The 16467-nt window shown below is 65.3% G+C and carries 11 protein-coding genes and 2 tRNA genes; 9 read left to right on the top strand and 4 right to left on the bottom strand.

Annotated elements, in window-relative coordinates; all coding sequences use genetic code 11:
* The first annotated feature begins 176 nt into the window (after positions 1 to 176).
* The 8 genes from tig to HAV18_RS21985 all read left to right on the top strand — a co-directional run bounded on the left by tig (position 177) and on the right by HAV18_RS21985 (position 10188).
* Positions 177 to 1523, top strand: a complete 1347-nt coding sequence (gene tig / locus HAV18_RS22020; RefSeq protein ID WP_166959834.1) for a trigger factor — start codon at positions 177 to 179, stop codon at positions 1521 to 1523.
* 140 nt (positions 1524 to 1663) lie between these two features.
* Positions 1664 to 2317: an ATP-dependent Clp endopeptidase proteolytic subunit ClpP gene (gene clpP / locus HAV18_RS22015; protein ID WP_010092137.1), complete on the top strand. Its 654-nt coding sequence runs from the start codon at positions 1664 to 1666 to the stop codon at positions 2315 to 2317.
* Between the two features lie 164 nt (positions 2318 to 2481).
* Positions 2482 to 3753, top strand: coding sequence for an ATP-dependent Clp protease ATP-binding subunit ClpX (gene clpX, locus HAV18_RS22010; protein WP_006489345.1), 1272 nt, complete (start codon positions 2482 to 2484; stop codon positions 3751 to 3753).
* 197 nt (positions 3754 to 3950) lie between these two features.
* On the top strand, positions 3951 to 6374 hold the full coding sequence (gene lon, locus HAV18_RS22005) for an endopeptidase La (RefSeq protein WP_039367161.1): 2424 nt from the start codon (positions 3951 to 3953) through the stop codon (positions 6372 to 6374).
* Between the two features lie 204 nt (positions 6375 to 6578).
* Positions 6579 to 6654, top strand: a tRNA-Val gene (locus tag HAV18_RS22000).
* Positions 6655 to 6677: 23 nt separating this feature from the next.
* Positions 6678 to 6754: transfer RNA gene (locus tag HAV18_RS21995), tRNA-Asp, on the top strand.
* 146 nt (positions 6755 to 6900) lie between these two features.
* Entirely contained in the window at positions 6901 to 8835 is a 1935-nt protein-coding gene (locus HAV18_RS21990; RefSeq protein WP_166959830.1) for a SurA N-terminal domain-containing protein, read from the top strand.
* A 132-nt stretch (positions 8836 to 8967) separates the two neighbouring features.
* Positions 8968 to 10188, top strand: coding sequence for an ISL3 family transposase (locus tag HAV18_RS21985; protein ID WP_166959828.1), 1221 nt, complete (start codon positions 8968 to 8970; stop codon positions 10186 to 10188).
* A 30-nt stretch (positions 10189 to 10218) separates the two neighbouring features.
* Here HAV18_RS21985 and HAV18_RS21980 read toward each other — a convergent pair whose 3' ends face one another.
* Complete coding sequence (locus HAV18_RS21980) at positions 10219 to 10893, bottom strand: arylesterase (protein WP_166959825.1); 675 nt, start codon at positions 10891 to 10893, stop codon at positions 10219 to 10221.
* Here HAV18_RS21980 and HAV18_RS21975 point away from each other — a divergent pair.
* Complete coding sequence (locus tag HAV18_RS21975; protein ID WP_166959823.1) at positions 10892 to 11605, top strand: ABC transporter ATP-binding protein; 714 nt, start codon at positions 10892 to 10894, stop codon at positions 11603 to 11605. The two genes, HAV18_RS21980 and HAV18_RS21975, sit on opposite strands and share 2 nt — an antisense overlap.
* A 67-nt stretch (positions 11606 to 11672) precedes the next feature.
* On the opposite strand, the gene pgi is transcribed toward HAV18_RS21975, so the two are convergent.
* The 3 genes from pgi to HAV18_RS21960 all read right to left on the bottom strand — a co-directional run bounded on the left by pgi (position 11673) and on the right by HAV18_RS21960 (position 16297).
* Complete coding sequence (gene pgi, locus HAV18_RS21970) at positions 11673 to 13295, bottom strand: glucose-6-phosphate isomerase (RefSeq protein WP_166959821.1); 1623 nt, start codon at positions 13293 to 13295, stop codon at positions 11673 to 11675.
* 111 nt (positions 13296 to 13406) lie between these two features.
* Complete coding sequence (locus tag HAV18_RS21965; RefSeq protein WP_166959818.1) at positions 13407 to 14942, bottom strand: NAD(P)H-hydrate dehydratase; 1536 nt, start codon at positions 14940 to 14942, stop codon at positions 13407 to 13409.
* Between the two features lie 53 nt (positions 14943 to 14995).
* Entirely contained in the window at positions 14996 to 16297 is a 1302-nt protein-coding gene (locus tag HAV18_RS21960) for an FAD-dependent oxidoreductase (RefSeq protein ID WP_166959816.1), read from the bottom strand.
* Between the last annotated feature and the right edge of the window lie 170 nt (positions 16298 to 16467).

Raw genomic sequence — 16467 nt, 5'->3', positions numbered from 1 at the left:
AATAGTCGATTCTTCCGGCCAAAGCCGTGCTCCGAGCCGCTTGCGCTAGCCATCCGGCGCGTGCAGGGATGGCGTGGCGCTCCGGCGCGGCGAGTGTATGTAACGCACATCACGCCGCAGGCAGGCACGGCAAGGAAAACCCGATTCGCTCGAATAATTTTAGGACGATTGAAGCCATGGCTAACGTTGTTGAGAACCTCGGCAAGCTTGAACGCCGCGTGACGATTTCCCTGCCGAAAGACACCGTGCAGAAGGAAATCGACGCCCGTATCCATAAACTCGCGAAGACCGTGCGCATGCCGGGTTTCCGCCCGGGCAAGGTGCCGGTGAAGATGGTCGCGCAACAATACGCGGGCCAGGTCGAGGCGGAAGTGCTGAGCGACAAGATCGGCCAGGAATTCTTCACGATCAGCCGCGCGGAAAACCTGCGCGTCGCCGGCCAGCCGAGCTTCGAGCCGAAGCAGGAGCAGGCTGAAGATGCATACGCGTTCGACGCGACGTTCGAGGTCTACCCGGAAGTCAAGATCGGCGATCTGGCGACGGCTGAAGTCGAGCGCTCGACCACGTCGATCGGCGACGCCGAAATCGATCGCACGCTGGACATCCTGCGCAAGCAGCGCGTGCACTTCCACGCACGTGGCGAAGCAGGCGAGCACGGCGACGGCGGCGCGGATACCGCAGCCAAGGACGGCGACCGCGTGACGGTCGACTTCGTCGGCAAGATCGACGACGTCGCGTTCCAGGGCGGCACGGCCGAAGATTTCCCGTTCGTGCTCGGCGAAGGCCGCATGCTGCCGGAATTCGAAACCGCGGCGCTGGGCCTGAAGGTCGGCGAAGCACGCACGTTCGACCTGAAGTTCCCGGACGACTACCACGGCAAGGACGTGGCCGGCAAGACGGCCCAGTTCACGGTCACGATGAAGAAGATCGAGTGGCCGCACCTGCCGGAAATCGACGGTGAATTCGCGAAGTCGCTCGGCATCGAAGACGGCGATCTCACGAAGATGCGCGGCGAGATCAAGGAAAACCTCGAGCGTGAAGCGAAGCGCCGCACGCAATCGATCGTCAAGAACCAGGTGATGGACGCGCTGCTGAAGATCTCCGAACTCGACGTGCCGAAGGCGCTGATCGAGCAGGACCAGCAACGCCTCGTCGAAATGGCTCGCCAGGATCTGGCGCAGCGTGGCGTGCCGAACGCGAAGGATGCACCGATCCCGGCCGAGATGTTCACCGAGCAGGCAGAACGCCGCGTGAAGCTGGGCCTCGTGCTGGCCGAGCTCGTGAAGTCGAACAGCCTCGAAGCGAAGCCGGAACAGATCCGCGCGGAAGTCGACGAGTTCGCGAAGAGCTACGAAGACCCGAAGGAAGTGGTCCGCTGGTATTATTCGAACCAGCAGCGCCTCGCCGAGATGGAAGCGTTCGTCGTTGAAAGCAACGTCGTCGATTTCGTGCTGGGCAAGGCGAAGGTGACGGACAAGGAAGTGAGCTTCGAAGCACTCGCGAGCGCATCGGCGCAAGCGTAAGTGTTGCTCTAGCGGCGTGCCGGCTGTCGGAGCGACGGCCCGCACGCCGTTTTTACGTCAAGCGCACGGTTGCCATTAATATGGCGATTGAGCGGGCGGCTTCCTTCCGTTCAATTTTCCATTCGAACAAGGTTCATTGAATGATCACTCGCGCTGAATTGCTGGACATGCTTGCTTCGAACGCGCCGCAAGGTTTCGAGGCGCAAGCGCTGGGGCTGGTGCCGATCGTCGTCGAAACGAGCGGCCGCGGCGAGCGTTCGTACGATATCTATTCGCGTCTCCTGAAGGAGCGCCTGGTGTTCATGGTCGGCGAAGTGAACGACCAGACCGCCAACCTCGTGGTCGCGCAGCTGCTGTTCCTCGAGAGCGAGAATCCCGACAAGGACATCAGCCTGTACATCAACAGCCCGGGCGGGTCGGTATCGGCCGGGATGGCGATCTACGACACGATGCAGTTCATCAAGCCGGACGTGTCGACGCTGTGCATGGGCCTCGCGGCCAGCATGGGTGCGTTCCTGCTCGCGTCGGGCGCGAAGGGCAAGCGTTTCGCGCTGCCGAACTCGCGCGTGATGATTCACCAGCCGCTCGGCGGCGCACGCGGCCAGGCATCCGACATCGAGATCCAGGCACGCGAAATCCTCTACCTGAAGGAGCGGCTGAACCAGTTGCTCGCGCAGCACACGGGCCAGGACGTCGAGCGCATCGCGCGCGACACCGACCGTGATAACTTCATGTCGAGCGAAGATGCGAAGGCGTACGGGCTGATCGATCAGGTGCTGTTGAAGCGCCCGTGAACTTAAGTGGGGTGCCGCCCCGATTCGCGCGGCACCCTTGCGATGTTCCGCACGCCCAGAGCATCTGCGGCAAGCGCATCCGGCCGGCTCCGGTCGCGCCCTAGGCGCGGCGTCCGGAGCATTCGGCGTATCATGTCATTTACCTGTCCGGAGGCTCTACATTCATGGCGGACAAAAAAGGTTCGAACAGCGAGAAGCTGTTGTATTGCTCGTTTTGCGGAAAGAGCCAGCATGAGGTGAAAAAACTCATCGCGGGCCCGTCGGTGTTCATCTGCGATGAATGTATCGACCTCTGCAACGAAATCATTCGCGACGAGGCGGCTGCCGCCGGCGTCGAGGCCAGCCTGTCCCGGTCGGATCTGCCGAGCCCGCAGGAAATTCGCGACATCCTCGATCAGTACGTGATCGGCCAGGAGCGCGCGAAGAAGATCCTCGCGGTGGCCGTGTACAACCACTACAAGCGCCTGAAGCATCTCGACAAGAAGGACGACGTCGAGCTGTCGAAGAGCAACATCCTGCTGATCGGCCCGACGGGCTCCGGCAAGACGCTGCTCGCGCAGACGCTCGCGCGGTTGCTCAACGTGCCGTTCGTGATCGCCGACGCGACGACGCTGACCGAAGCCGGCTACGTCGGCGAGGACGTCGAGAACATCATCCAGAAGCTGTTGCAGAACTGCAACTACGAGGTCGACAAGGCCCAGCGCGGGATCGTCTACATCGACGAAATCGACAAGATCAGCCGCAAGTCGGACAACCCGTCGATCACGCGCGACGTGTCGGGCGAGGGCGTCCAGCAGGCACTGCTGAAGCTCGTCGAGGGCACGATGGCGTCGGTGCCGCCGCAGGGTGGCCGCAAGCACCCGAACCAGGATTTCATCCAGGTCGACACGACCAACATCCTGTTCATCTGCGGCGGTGCGTTCGACGGCCTCGAAAAGGTGATCACCGATCGTACCGAGAAAACCGGTATCGGCTTCGGCGCGACGGTCAAGAGCAAGCAGGAGCGTGACGCGGGCGAAGTGCTGCGTGAAACGGAACCGGAAGACCTGATCAAATTCGGTCTGATCCCCGAATTGATCGGCCGCCTGCCGGTGGTCGCGACGCTCGGCAAGCTCGATGAAGCGGCGTTGATGAAGATCCTGGTCGAGCCGAAGAATGCGCTCGTCAAGCAGTATCACAAGCTGTTCGCGATGGAGCGCGTCGAGCTGGAGATCCGGCCGGGCGCGCTGCAGGCAGTCGCCCGCAAGGCGATCCGCCGCAAGACCGGCGCGCGCGGTTTGCGTTCGATCATCGAACAGGCGCTGCTCGACGTGATGTACGAGCTGCCGACGATGAAAGGGGTCAGCAAAGTCATCATCGACGAGAACGTCATCGATGGCGACGGCAAGCCATTGCTGATCTACGAGGACACGCCGAAGGTGGCGGGTTCGAACTGACCGGCTTGCCGACGATGTTCTGCGAAAAAGGCCGTTCATGAGACCGTGGGCGGCTTTTTTTCGTTTATCTTGTGGGTAACTCTGACTCGAAACGCGGTGGTTACTTTCTTACCGAATATTTCCCGCACTTGAAGGCTTGCAATTCGTTGTGGCGGCCTCAATTACCGAACAATTGATTCCACTCATGGGGAAATGAAATGTCAGGCACCCAACTTCTCCCGCCGGAACGCATCACGCTCCCGCTGCTGCCGCTGCGGGATGTCGTCGTTTTCCCGCACATGGTGATTCCGCTCTTCGTGGGCCGGCCGAAATCGATCAAGGCCCTCGAAGCAGCGATGGAAGGCGGCAAGCACATCATGCTCGTCGCCCAGAAAACCGCGGCCAAGGACGAACCGACCGAAAAGGACATGTACGAGGTCGGTTGTATCGCCAACATCCTGCAGATGCTGAAGCTGCCGGACGGCACCGTGAAGGTGCTCGTCGAGGGCTTGCAGCGCGCGAAGGCGTTGTCGATCGAAGAGCAGGAAACGCAATTCTCCTGCGACGTGATGCCGCTCGAGCCCGATCATGCCGACAGTGCTGAAACGGAAGCGCTGCGCCGCGCGATCGTGTCGCAGTTCGACCAGTACGTGAAGCTGAACAAGAAGATCCCGCCGGAGATCCTCACGTCGCTGTCGGGTATCGACGAAGCAGGCCGCCTCGCCGACATGATCGCCGAGCGCCTGCCGCTGAAGCTCGACCAGAAGCAGCACATCCTCGAGATGTTCCCGGTCATCGAGCGCCTCGAGCACCTGCTCGCGCAGCTCGAAGCCGAGATCGACATCCTGCAGGTCGAAAAGCGCATCCGCGGGCGCGTGAAGCGCCAGATGGAAAAGAGCCAGCGCGAGTACTACCTGAACGAACAGGTCAAGGCGATCCAGAAGGAACTGGGCGAAGGCGAAGAGGGTGCCGATCTCGAGGAACTCGAGAAGCGCATCAACGCCGCGCGCATGCCGAAGGAAGCGAAGAAGAAGGCCGACGCCGAGCTGAAGAAGCTGAAGCTGATGTCGCCGATGTCGGCGGAAGCCACCGTCGTGCGCAACTACATCGACACGCTGATCGGCCTGCCGTGGCGCAAGAAGAGCAAGGTCAACAACGACCTGTCGAACGCCGAGCAGGTGCTCGACGAGGATCACTTCGGCCTCGAGAAGGTGAAGGAACGGATCCTCGAGTATCTCGCGGTGCAACAGCGCGTGGACAAGGTCAAGGCGCCGATCCTGTGCCTCGTCGGGCCCCCGGGCGTCGGCAAGACCTCGCTCGGCCAGTCGATCGCCCGTGCGACGAACCGCAAGTTCGTCCGGATGGCGCTCGGCGGCGTGCGTGACGAAGCCGAGATCCGCGGCCACCGTCGCACGTACATCGGTTCGATGCCGGGCAAGATCCTGCAGAGCCTCACGAAGGTCGGCGTGCGCAATCCGCTCTTCCTGCTCGACGAAGTCGACAAGATGGGCATGGATTTCCGCGGCGATCCGTCGTCGGCGCTGCTCGAAGTGCTCGATCCGGAACAGAACCACACGTTCGCCGACCACTACATCGAAGTCGACTTCGACCTGTCGGACGTGATGTTCGTCGCGACGTCGAACTCGCTGAACATCCCGCCGCCGCTGCTCGACCGGATGGAAGTGATCCGTCTGTCGGGCTACACGGAAGACGAGAAGGTCAGCATTGCCCAGCGTTACCTGCTGCCGAAGCAGAAGAAGAACAACGGGCTGAAGGAAGGCGAGATCGAAGTCACCGAGCAGGCGATCCGCGACATCATCCGCTACTACACGCGCGAAGCCGGTGTGCGTTCGCTCGAGCGGGAAGTGTCGAAGATCTGCCGCAAGGTCGTGAAGATGCTGCTGCTGAAGAAGGCATCGGGCGCGATCAAGGTCGACGGCGAGAACCTCGATACCTTCCTCGGCGTGCGTAAGTACGACTTCGGCCTCGCGGCGAAGGAAAACCAGGTCGGTCAGGTGACGGGCCTCGCGTGGACGGAAGTCGGTGGCGATCTGCTGACGATCGAAGCCGCGGTGATGCCGGGCAAGGGCAACGTGATCCGTACGGGTTCGCTTGGCGACGTGATGAAGGAGTCGGTCGAGGCCGCACGTTCGGTCGTGCGCTCGCGTTCGCGGCGTCTGGGCATCAAGGACGAGGCGTTCGAGAAGCAGGACATCCACATCCACGTGCCGGAAGGTGCGACGCCGAAGGACGGTCCGTCCGCCGGCGGTGCGATGACGACCGCGCTGGTATCGGTGCTGACGGGTATCCCGGTGCGTGCCGATGTCGCGATGACGGGCGAAATCACGCTGCGTGGTGAAGTCCTGCCGATCGGCGGCCTGAAGGAGAAGTTGCTCGCAGCGCATCGCGGTGGCATCAAGCTCGTGCTGATCCCGGAAGAGAACGTGAAGGATCTCGCCGAGATTCCGGACAACGTGAAGAACGCGATCGAGATCGTGCCGGTCCGCTGGATCGACAAGGTGCTTGAACTCGCGCTCGAGCGTTCGCCGACCCCGCTGCCGCCGGAAGAAGAGGCGAAGGCGGCGGCACCGGTCGCCGATGCGGCGAAGGATGCCGGCTCGACGGAATTCGTCAAGCACTAAGCATTAGGACGCCGTCTGTTCTGACGGTTGTTCACGAAACCCGCGGCGTGGCCGCGGGTTTTTTTATGCGTATCGGAATCGTGCGCGCGCGCGTTAAAAAAATTAACGCCCGGGCTTTGCAAAATGATCGGGGATGAATTAAACTTGCGGGCTCGCTGGTTGTTGATGCCGAAACGCAGATCGCAGCCAGAACGAATCGGAAACGGGTGCTTAGCTCAGCTGGTAGAGCGGCGCCCTTACAAGGCGTAGGTCGGGGGTTCGAACCCCTCAGCACCCACCAGTTTCCTGATTCAGCCAGACCAAGGAGCGGTAGTTCAGTCGGTTAGAATACCGGCCTGTCACGCCGGGGGTCGCGGGTTCGAGTCCCGTCCGCTCCGCCAAACAAACAACAATGCCCGCCTTGTGCGGGCATTGTTGTTTGTGCGCCCGGTTGTTGCATTGTGCTCGACCGCAGCACGTCTGCTTTTCTCCCGTCCCACCCCGTATGTTGTAATATCGGTCGTTTTGTCCAATTTTCCCGTCACGCATGCTCGATTTCTTCCGTAATCACCAGCGCCTGATGATGGCGCTCCTGCTCCTGATCGTGTTGCCGGGGCTGGGTTTCGTCGGGATTCAAGGCTTCCGCGGCTTCTTCGACGATAGTGCGAACGTCGCGGCAGTCAACGGGCACAAGATCACGCGGGTCGAATTCGACGGCGCGTTCCGCCAGCAGATCGACCAGGCGCGTCAGGCGCTCGGCGGGCAGTTCGACGTCAAGATGTTCGATACGCCCGAGCACCGCAAGCAGGTGCTCGACGGCCTGATCCAGCAACGCGTGCTGGCAGACGAGACCCAACGCCTGCACCTGACCGCATCCGACAACGCCGTGCGCGACGCGCTGATGAGCGACCCGATGATCGCGTCGCTGAAGAAGCCGGACGGTTCGATCGACGTCGAGCGCTACGCGCAACTGCTGTCGTTCCAGGGGATGACGCCCGAGCAATATCAGGAGCGCGTGCGCTACAGCCTCTCGCTGCAGCAGATTCCGGCCAGCATCGTGTCGAGCGCGTTCACACCGAAGAGCCTCGCGCAACGCCTGTCCGAACTCGCCGCGCAGCAGCGCGAAGTGCAGGCGCTCGTACTGAAGACGAGCGACTTCGCAGCGAAGGTCCAGCCGACCGACGCGCAGCTCACTGCGTACTATGACGCGCACAAGCAGAGCTTCGCGACGCCGGAGACCGCGACGATCCAGTACCTCGTGTATTCGCCGGCCGCAGCGGCCGCGAGCGCGCAGCCGACGGATGCGGACATCAAGAAGTTCTACGACGACAACCCGACGCATTTCCGCACCGAAGCACAGGTTCGCGTGAGCCATATCTTCATCGCCGCGGCGGGCAGCGCAAGCGCGGCCGACAAGGCTGCGGCGAAGACGAAGGCCGAGCAACTGCTTGCCGACGTGAAGGCGCACCCGGACCAGTTCGCGCAGATCGCGCAGAAGGACTCGCAGGACGCACCGTCGGCCGCGAAGGGCGGCGACCTCGGCTTCATCACGCGCGGCTCGACGGCGGGCGGCAAGGCGTTCGACGATGCCGCGTTCGCGCTCAAGCAAGGCGACGTGAGCGGTGTCGTGCAGTCGGATCTGGGCTTCCACATCCTGAGGGCGACGGAAGTGAAGCCGGCGGCCGTCAAGCCGTTCGCTGACGTGAAGGACCAGATCGCAGTCGACCTGAAGCAGCAGTACGCATCGAAGGCGTTCACGGACAACGCGGAAGGCTTCACGTCCACCGTCTACGAAAAGGCGAAGACGCTGCAGCCGGCCGCGGACAAGTACAAGCTGACGATCCAGACGACCACCGTCACGCCGACGCCGAATCCGCAGTTGCCGCCGACGAGCCCGCTGAACAATCCGAAATTCCTGGCCGCCGTGTTCGCAAACGACTCGGTGAAGAGCCAGAACAACACGCAGGCGATCGACGTCGGCAACAACACGCTGATCTCGGCGCGCGTGACCGACTACAAGCCGGCTGCCGTGCCCGCGCTCGACGCGATCAAGGACGTCGTGCGCCAGAAGGTGGTCGCCGAGCAGGCCGCGGAACTCGCGAAGAAGGATGGCGCGGCGAAGCTCGCCGAGTTGCAGAAGTCGAAGTCGGCCGACGGGTTCGCGGCCGCGCAGAAGGTATCGCGTACACAGTCGCAGGGCCTGACGCCGGCTGCGCTGAGCGCCGTCTACAAGGTCGACGCAAAGACGCTGCCGGCCTATGTCGGTGTCGATCTCGGCGCGGACGGCTATGCGATCTACCGCGTGAACGCGGTGATCGCGGGTTCGGCGGTCGATCCGCAGCAACTGGCGGCCGCGCAGCAGCAGATGGCGCAGGTCGACGCGCAGAGCGAAGGCGAAGCGTATCTTGCCGCGCTGCGCGATCGCTCGAAGGTGAAGCTGTACGGCTCGACGGCCGGCCAGTCGCAGGACGGCGACAACTGAGCGTCGTTTCGCACACAACAAAAAGCCCCGCTTCGTGCGGGGCTTTTTGTTGGTTCATCGCAGGAAACCGTGGAGCCTTGGAGAGCGATTGCGTAACCTGATGCCTGACTTTATGGAGGTCAGGAGGCAGAATTGCTCGATCGCAAGGCACTTCAGGCACTGGGTTGCTGGACAGGCTATCGGCTGGAGCGGGTGGAGTGGCCGGCGGGTGAAAGGCGCACGCTGTCGCTGTACTTGAAGCCGGTCAGCAAGGTCATGTACTGCGAGCAATGCGGAGCGCGTTGCCAGCAGATTCATGAAACGACGGTGCGGCGCGTGCGCGATCTGCCGCTGTTCGAGTACCGGGTGGTGTTGCATGTGCCTCGTCGGCGGGTCTGGTGCGAACGCTGCGGCGGGCCGAGGCTGGAGAAGCTGGACTGGCTGGGCCGCTACCAGCGGGTGACCGAGCGATTCGCCAAGGCCTGCGAGAAGCTGCTGCAAGCGGCCAGCGTGCAGGCGGTAGCGGCCTTCTACGACCTGGGCTGGCATACGGTCAAATCGATCGACAAGATGCGCTTGCGCGCACGCGTGGCCGAGCCGGACTGGTCGACGATCCGCTATCTGGCGATGGACGAGTTCGCGCTGCATAAAGGCCATCGCTACGCCACGGTGGTGGTCGATCCGATCGGCCGGCAAGTGCTCTGGATCGGACAGGGGCGCTCTCGCGAGACGGCCAGGGCCTTCTTCGAACAACTTCCCGCGGGCGCCGCCGAGCGCATCGAAGCGGTCGCGATCGACATGACCACGGCCTACGAGTTGGAGATCAAGGCGCAGTGTCCGCAAGCCGAAGTGGTCTACGACCTGTTCCACGTCGTCGCCAAGTACGGGCGCGAGGTGATCGATCGGGTACGGGTGGATCAGGCCAATCAGCTACGCCATGATCGGCCGGCCCGGAAGGTTCTGAAGTCCAGTCGATGGCTGCTGCTGCGCAACCGCCGTAACCTGAAGCAGGAACAGGCCGTGCATCTGAAGGAACTGTTGGCCGCCAATCAGCCGTTGCTGTGCGTCTACGTGCTACGCGACGAACTCAAGCGGCTCTGGTTCTACCAGAAGCCAGCTTGGGCGCAAAAAGCCTGGGAGCAATGGATCGAGCAAGCCCGGCAAAGCGGGATTGCCGCGCTGCAACTGTTTGCGCAGCGTCTGCAGGGTTACTGGCACGGAATCCTGGCACGTTGCCGACACCCACTCAATACCAGCGTCGTCGAAGGTATCAACAACACCATCAAGGTCATCAAGCGTCGAGCTTACGGGTACCGCGACGAGGAATACTTCTTCCTCAAGATCCGCGCCGCGTTCCCCGGTAATCCTCGATGAACCTTTTTGTTTTCTGGCGGGGCGTCGGCGTCAGCCGCGCGGCTTGCCGAGCAGCGGTTTCAGCGCCGGCCAGACGTTGTCGAGCAGAATGCCCTGCGCCTGCTGCGTGGGATGCATCTGGTCGGACTGGAACATCTCGGGCTTGTTCTCGATGCCGGCCAGCAGGAACGGTACGAGCGGCACGCCGAGATCCTTCGACAATCGCGTATAGACGGTGTGGAACTTCTGCGTGTAGTCGGGGCCGTAGTTGGGCGGCACGTACATGCCGACCAGCACGACCTTGGCCTGCGCCTGCCGTGCACCGGCGATGATGTCGCGCAGGTTCTGTTCGGTCGTTGCGAGCGGCACGCCGCGCAGCGCGTCGTTCGAACCGAGTTCGACGACGACGATCGACGGCTTGAGTCGCTGCAGCACCGCGGGCAGCCGCGCGCGGCCGCCGCTCGTGGTGTCGCCGCTGACGCTGGCGTTCGCGACGCTATAATCGATTCGCTCGGTCGTGAGCCGTTGCCGCAGCAACGCCACCCAGCCGGTGTCGCGCGGCAGCCCGTATTCGGCCGACAGGCTGTCGCCGAGCACGACGATCACGGGCTGGCCCGGTGTCGCGGCCGGCGTCGTCGCGGCGCGTGCCGGCACGGTGGCGGCCAGCAGGGTACCCAGCAGCGCGGCGGCCGCCGCGCGTCTTTTCCAGTGAAATGTCGTGTCCATGTTCAAGATTACCGATCCGATCATCGAAGTCCATGACGTGTGCAAGCGGGTCGCCGACGCAACCGGCGAGCTGACGATCCTCGACGGCATCACGTTCGCCGTGCGGCCGGGCAGCAGCCTCGCGATCGTCGGCGCGTCGGGGTCGGGTAAATCGACGCTGCTCGGCCTGCTTGCGGGGTTGGACAGCGCAACGAGCGGCACGGTTCGCCTGCTCGGTCGCGCGCTCGACCAGCTCGACGAGGATGCGCGCGCGGCGCTGCGCAACGGCGCGGTCGGGTTCGTGTTCCAGTCGTTCCAGTTGATGCCGCACCTGACCGCGCTCGAGAACGTGATGCTGCCGCTCGAGCTGCAGGGTGGCATCAGTGCGCGCGACGCAGCCGATCGCTCCCGGGCGCTGCTCGTGCAGGTCGGCCTCGGCGAGCGCACCGCGCATTATCCAAAGCTGTTGTCTGGGGGCGAGCAGCAGCGCGTCGCGCTTGCGCGCGCATTCGTCACCCGCCCGGCTATCCTCTTCGCCGACGAGCCGACCGGCAGTCTCGATGCGGCCACGGGCCATGCGGTCATCGACCTGATGTTCGAACTGAACCGCACGCACGGTGCAACGCTCGTGCTCGTCACGCACGACGTCGAACTCGCACGCCGCTGCGCGACGACGGTGACGCTCGATGCCGGGCGCATCGTCGAGCCGCACGCGGTGCAGCGCAACGCCTGAATTTCGTGCCGGCCGCGCAGCGTGAGCCGAGCGGCCGGCATGGGCATGACGCCGTTGTGTCAGTGCTTCAACGCTTCAGCGCCGCCCGGGCGCGTTCGATCAGCGCGGTGGTCGACGAGTCGTGCTTCGCCGGATCGACCGATTCGGCCGACAGGTCGGCTTCCACCACCTTGCCGAGAATCTTGCCGAGCTCGACGCCCCACTGGTCGAACGGATTGATGTCCCACACCGTTGCCTGCACGAGCACCTTGTGTTCATACAGCGCGATCAGCGCGCCGAGCGTACGCGGCGTCAGCGCATCGACGAGCAGCGTCGTCGTCGGGCGGTTGCCCGGGAACGTCAGGTGCGGCGCGAGCGCCTCCTTGCCGGGCCCGGCGACCTTGCGGGCTTCTTCGAGCGTGCGGCCGAGCATCAGTGCCTCGCTTTGCGCGAAGCAGTTCGCGAGGAGCTTCGGATGATGGCTCGCGAGCGGATGCTCGGGCGTCAGCACCGCGATGAAGTCGATCGGCACGATCGTCGGCCCCTGGTGCAGCATCTGGAAGAACGCATGCTGGCCGTTGGTGCCCGGCTCGCCCCACGTGACGGCCGACGTCGGGTAGTCGACGAAGGTGCCGTCCAGGCGCGCGGATTTGCCGTTGCTCTCCATTTCGAGTTGCTGCAGGTACGACGGCAGGTAGTGCAGCGCTTCCGAATACGGCGCGACGAGATAGCTCTGCGAGCCGAAGAAATTCCGGTACCAGATGCCGATCAGGCCGAGCAGCACGGGCAGGTTGCGCTCGAGCGGCGCCTCGCGGAAATGACGGTCCATGTCGTTCGCGCCGGCCAGCAGCTCGTCGAACTGCTCGGGGCCGATCGCGATCATGATCGACAGCCCGACCGCCGACCACAGCGAATAGCGGCCGCCGACCCAGTCCCACATTTCGAACACGTTGTCCGCCGCGATGCCGAACTTCACGACTTCGGCCGGGTTCGCCGACACGCCGACGAAGTGCTTTGCAAGCGCGTCCTCGGGGCAGCCGCGCGCGATGAACCAGTCGCGCAGCGAGCGTGCGTTCGTCATCGTCTCGAGCGTCGTGAAAGTCTTCGACACGATGATCGCGAGCGTTTCCTCGGGATCGACCTGTTCGAGCACGCGCGCGAGATCGGCGCCGTCGACGTTCGACACGAAGTGCGTGGAGATTTCAGGCGTCGCGACGTGATGCAGCGCGTGCACGACCATCTTCGGCCCGAGATCGGAGCCGCCGATGCCGATGTTGATCACGTGGCGGATGCGCTTGCCGGTGTAGCCCGTCCAGGTGCCGCTGCGCACGGCGCGCGCAAAGGTCGCCATTTTCGCGCGCTCGGCGCTCACCTGCGCGTGGAACGGCGCTTGCGGGTCAGTCGCGCGCAGCGCGGTGTGCAGTGCGGCACGGCCTTCGGTCGGGTTGACGATCTCACCGGCGAACATCGCATCGCGGCGTGCTTCGACACCCGCGTCGCGTGCGAGCTGGACGAGCAGGCGCAACGTTTCGTCGTTGACGCGGTTCTTCGAGAAATCGGCCGCGAGACCGCCGCCCGGAATCGTGAAGCGTTCGGCGCGGGTCGGCGCGCGGTCGTTTTCCGGCGCGAACCAGTCGCGCAGCCGGGCGTGGCGGATCTGTTCGAAGTGGGATTGAAGGGCAGTCCAGGCGGGGAGCGAATTCAGCGTCATGGCGGTTCGAGTGAAGCGTGAATCGGGAGGAATGCCGCGCCGGCTCATCGGGATCGGAAGGCCGGCGGACGAGAGGGCCCGCCGTGCGGCGGGGCAGTCAGTATAGCGGCGTTACGTGTCGGCGCGCGGCGACGGATAAAAAAGGCGATTGATCAGCGTGCGCACCATCGGTGCGAGTTCGCCGGCCGTGAGTCCGGCCGGGCCGATGCCGTTCGCGGTCAGCGTGTCGGCCGCGAGACCGTGCAGGTAGACGCCCGCGAGCGCCGCTTCGTATGGCGCGACGCGCTGCGCGAGCAACGCGCCGATCAGGCCGCCGAGCACGTCGCCGGTGCCGCCCGTGGCGAGCGCCGCGTTGCCGGTGGGATTGATCGTCACTCGGCCGTCGGGCGCCGCAATCACCGTGCCCGAGCCTTTCAGCACGACGATGGCCGCATAACGCGAAGCGAGCGCCTGCGCGGCTGCGATGCGGTCGCGCTGAATCGTTGCCGTGTCGCAGCCGAGCAGCCGTGCGGCTTCGAGCGGATGCGGCGTCAGCACGCACGGATTGCCGTGTGCGGCGACGGCGGCCGCGAGATCCGCATGCGTCGCGACGAGGTTCAGCGCGTCGGCATCGAGCAGCGTCGCGGCGTCGTGCGCGAGCACGTCGCGCACGAGCGTTGCCGCGGCCTCGCGCGTACCGAGCCCGCAGCCGGCGGCGATCGCGGTCATTGCGCCGAGGTCGAGGGTGTCGGCTGCGTGCAGCATCAGTTCGGGGAAGGGTGGGTCGTACGGCGGTGCGCCGGTGCCGAGAAAGCCGACGTGCACCTTGCCGGCACCTGCGAACAGCGCGGCGCGCGCGGCCAGGATCGGCGCGCCGCACATGCCGGTGTCGCCACCGAGTACAGCAAGGCTGCCGTATGTGCCCTTGTGCGACGAGAATGCCCGCGCGGGGAGCGCCGCGGCGAACCGCGCGGGCGCATTCAGCACGATGGCCGGTGCGGCGGGCGGCGCGACGTCGAGCGGCGCGATGTCGATCTCGCCGGCGAGGTCGCGGCCGTCGCCCGTGTAGAGGCCCGGCTTCGCGCCGATGAAGGTGAGCGTGTGGGTGGCCGCGACGGCGACGCCCGCGCCGACGATCCGGCCGGTATCGCTGTCGAGCCCGCTCGGCACGTCGAGTGCGAGCACGCGACCGCCGTTGCGTGCATGCGCGGCGATGCGCGTGGCCTGCTCGGCGAACGCGCCGTCGAGCGCGCGGCCGAGACCGATGCCGAACAATCCGTCGACGACCCACGCGTATTCGTCCAGCGATGCGGGCGGCGTGGCCGACAGCGGGACGCCGGCCGCGCGTGCGAGGCCGAGCGCCCATTGCGCGTCGTCCGGTTTGACCGCTACCGGCATCCACGCCTGCGTCGCGACACCGAGCTGCTGGAGATGCGCGGCGGCTACCAGTGCGTCGCCGCCGTTGTTGCCGGGGCCGACCGCGAACCAGACGGGGCGGTCATCTCCGGCGACGCGCTCGGACAGCCAGTGCGCGGCGGCGGCGCCCGCGCGACCCATCAGCGTGTGCGGCGGCAGTGCCGCGGTGGCGTCGGCTTCGGCTGCGCGCAGGTCGGCGACGCGCAGCAGTGCGATCGGATCGGAATCGGGAAGCGGGCGGGTAACGGTCATCGCGGGATCGTGGCAGCTGGCAAGGATGCCGCCACGGGACGGGCCCGCGGCGGTCAGGTCGTGAAGCGGCCGGCGCTGAGCGCGGCGAGCGTGTCGGCGGGCCACTGCCGGGCGTCGCCGCCCAGGTAGTCGGTCACCACTTTAGCAGACCCGCATGCGAGCCCCCAGCCGGTCGGGCCGTGCCCGAAATTGACGAACACGCGCGGATGCGGGGTCGGACCCACGACGGGCAAGCCGTCCGGCGACAGCAGCTGCATGCCTTGCCACGACAGCGCGGCCGAGATTTTGGCGGCGCCCGGTACCCAGTCGTGGACGGCCTGGCCGAGCAGTGCGAGCGCGGTCTCGGACAGCGGCTCGGCGAGCGGTTTCGCGGTGTCGGCGAGGCTCTGCAGCACGGCGCCGCCGCCGATGCGCAGCCGCTGATGGGTGCGCGTGATCGAGATCCGCTTGATCGAATCGACGACGCTCAGGTGCGGCGCGTGTTCTTCGTACGCGACCGGCGCGGTGAGCGTGTGGACGCGCACCGGGTGCAGCGGCAGGCGCCAGCCGAGCCGGTCGAGCAGCGGCAGGCTGCCGGCGCCGGCGGCGACCACGATTGCATCGGCGGAAATCACGTCGACCTCGCGTGCGTTCGACGCGTGGCGGTCGCCGGGCGGGACGAGCTCGACCGCGGCGCGGCCGGTGTCGACGCGGATCGCGGCGACTTCCGCGCCGAAGCGGAACTGCACGCCGTGCTCGTCGAGCGTCTGCTTGACCAGTTTCGCGAACAGCGGGCAGTTCCCGGTGCGCTCGGTTTCGAGTAGCACGCCGCCGGCGAAGCCGGGCTCGGCCGGCACCGAAGGCTCGAGCACCGCGCATTCTTCGGCGGAGAGCAGGCGGTACGGCTGGTCGAGCGTGCGCAGCAGGTCGAGCGCGGGCTGCATCGCTTCCCAGTCGCGCGGATCGCGCACGACGTGCAGGATGCCGGGCTTCTGCTCGAATTCAAGTTCGAGGCGCGTCTCGATATCGGCGAGCGTATCGCGCGATGCGTCGATCAGCGGGCGCAGCCGCGCGTACTGCGCGGCGAACGCGTCGGGCTCGCGCAGCGTGCCGAGCTGCTTGACGAAGCGTCGCACGCCGCCGTTGAAGCCGGGTTTGTAGACGATGCCGCTGTCGCGCGGCTGGCGCTGGCGCATGAAGGTCGGGCCGAACCAGACGTCGAGCGGGCTCGGCAGCAGCGCGCCGCCGTCGCCGTAGGTCGCACCCTGCGCGACGGTCGCGTGACGTTCGACCACGCACACGCGATGGCCGGCCGCGCGCAACTGGTAGGCGGTGGCGACGCCGCTGATTCCGCCGCCGATGACGATGACATCCATGGATTGCTTCGATGACGGGCGGCGCGCAGGCGCCGCCCGGTGAGAATTCGCTGAGGGCCCGGGCCCGGTGAACCCGGAATGATAGCGCCAAAATCGCGGGAACCGGCGCCGGGCGAGCACGGACCGAACCGCCGAACCGCCGAACCGCCGAACCGCCGAACCGCCGAACC

The organism is Burkholderia sp. D-99, assembly GCF_011605345.1.
Lineage (GTDB): Bacteria > Pseudomonadota > Gammaproteobacteria > Burkholderiales > Burkholderiaceae > Burkholderia.
Note: the sequence above shows the minus strand (reverse complement) of the source record. Positions and strands in the feature narration are given on the sequence as shown.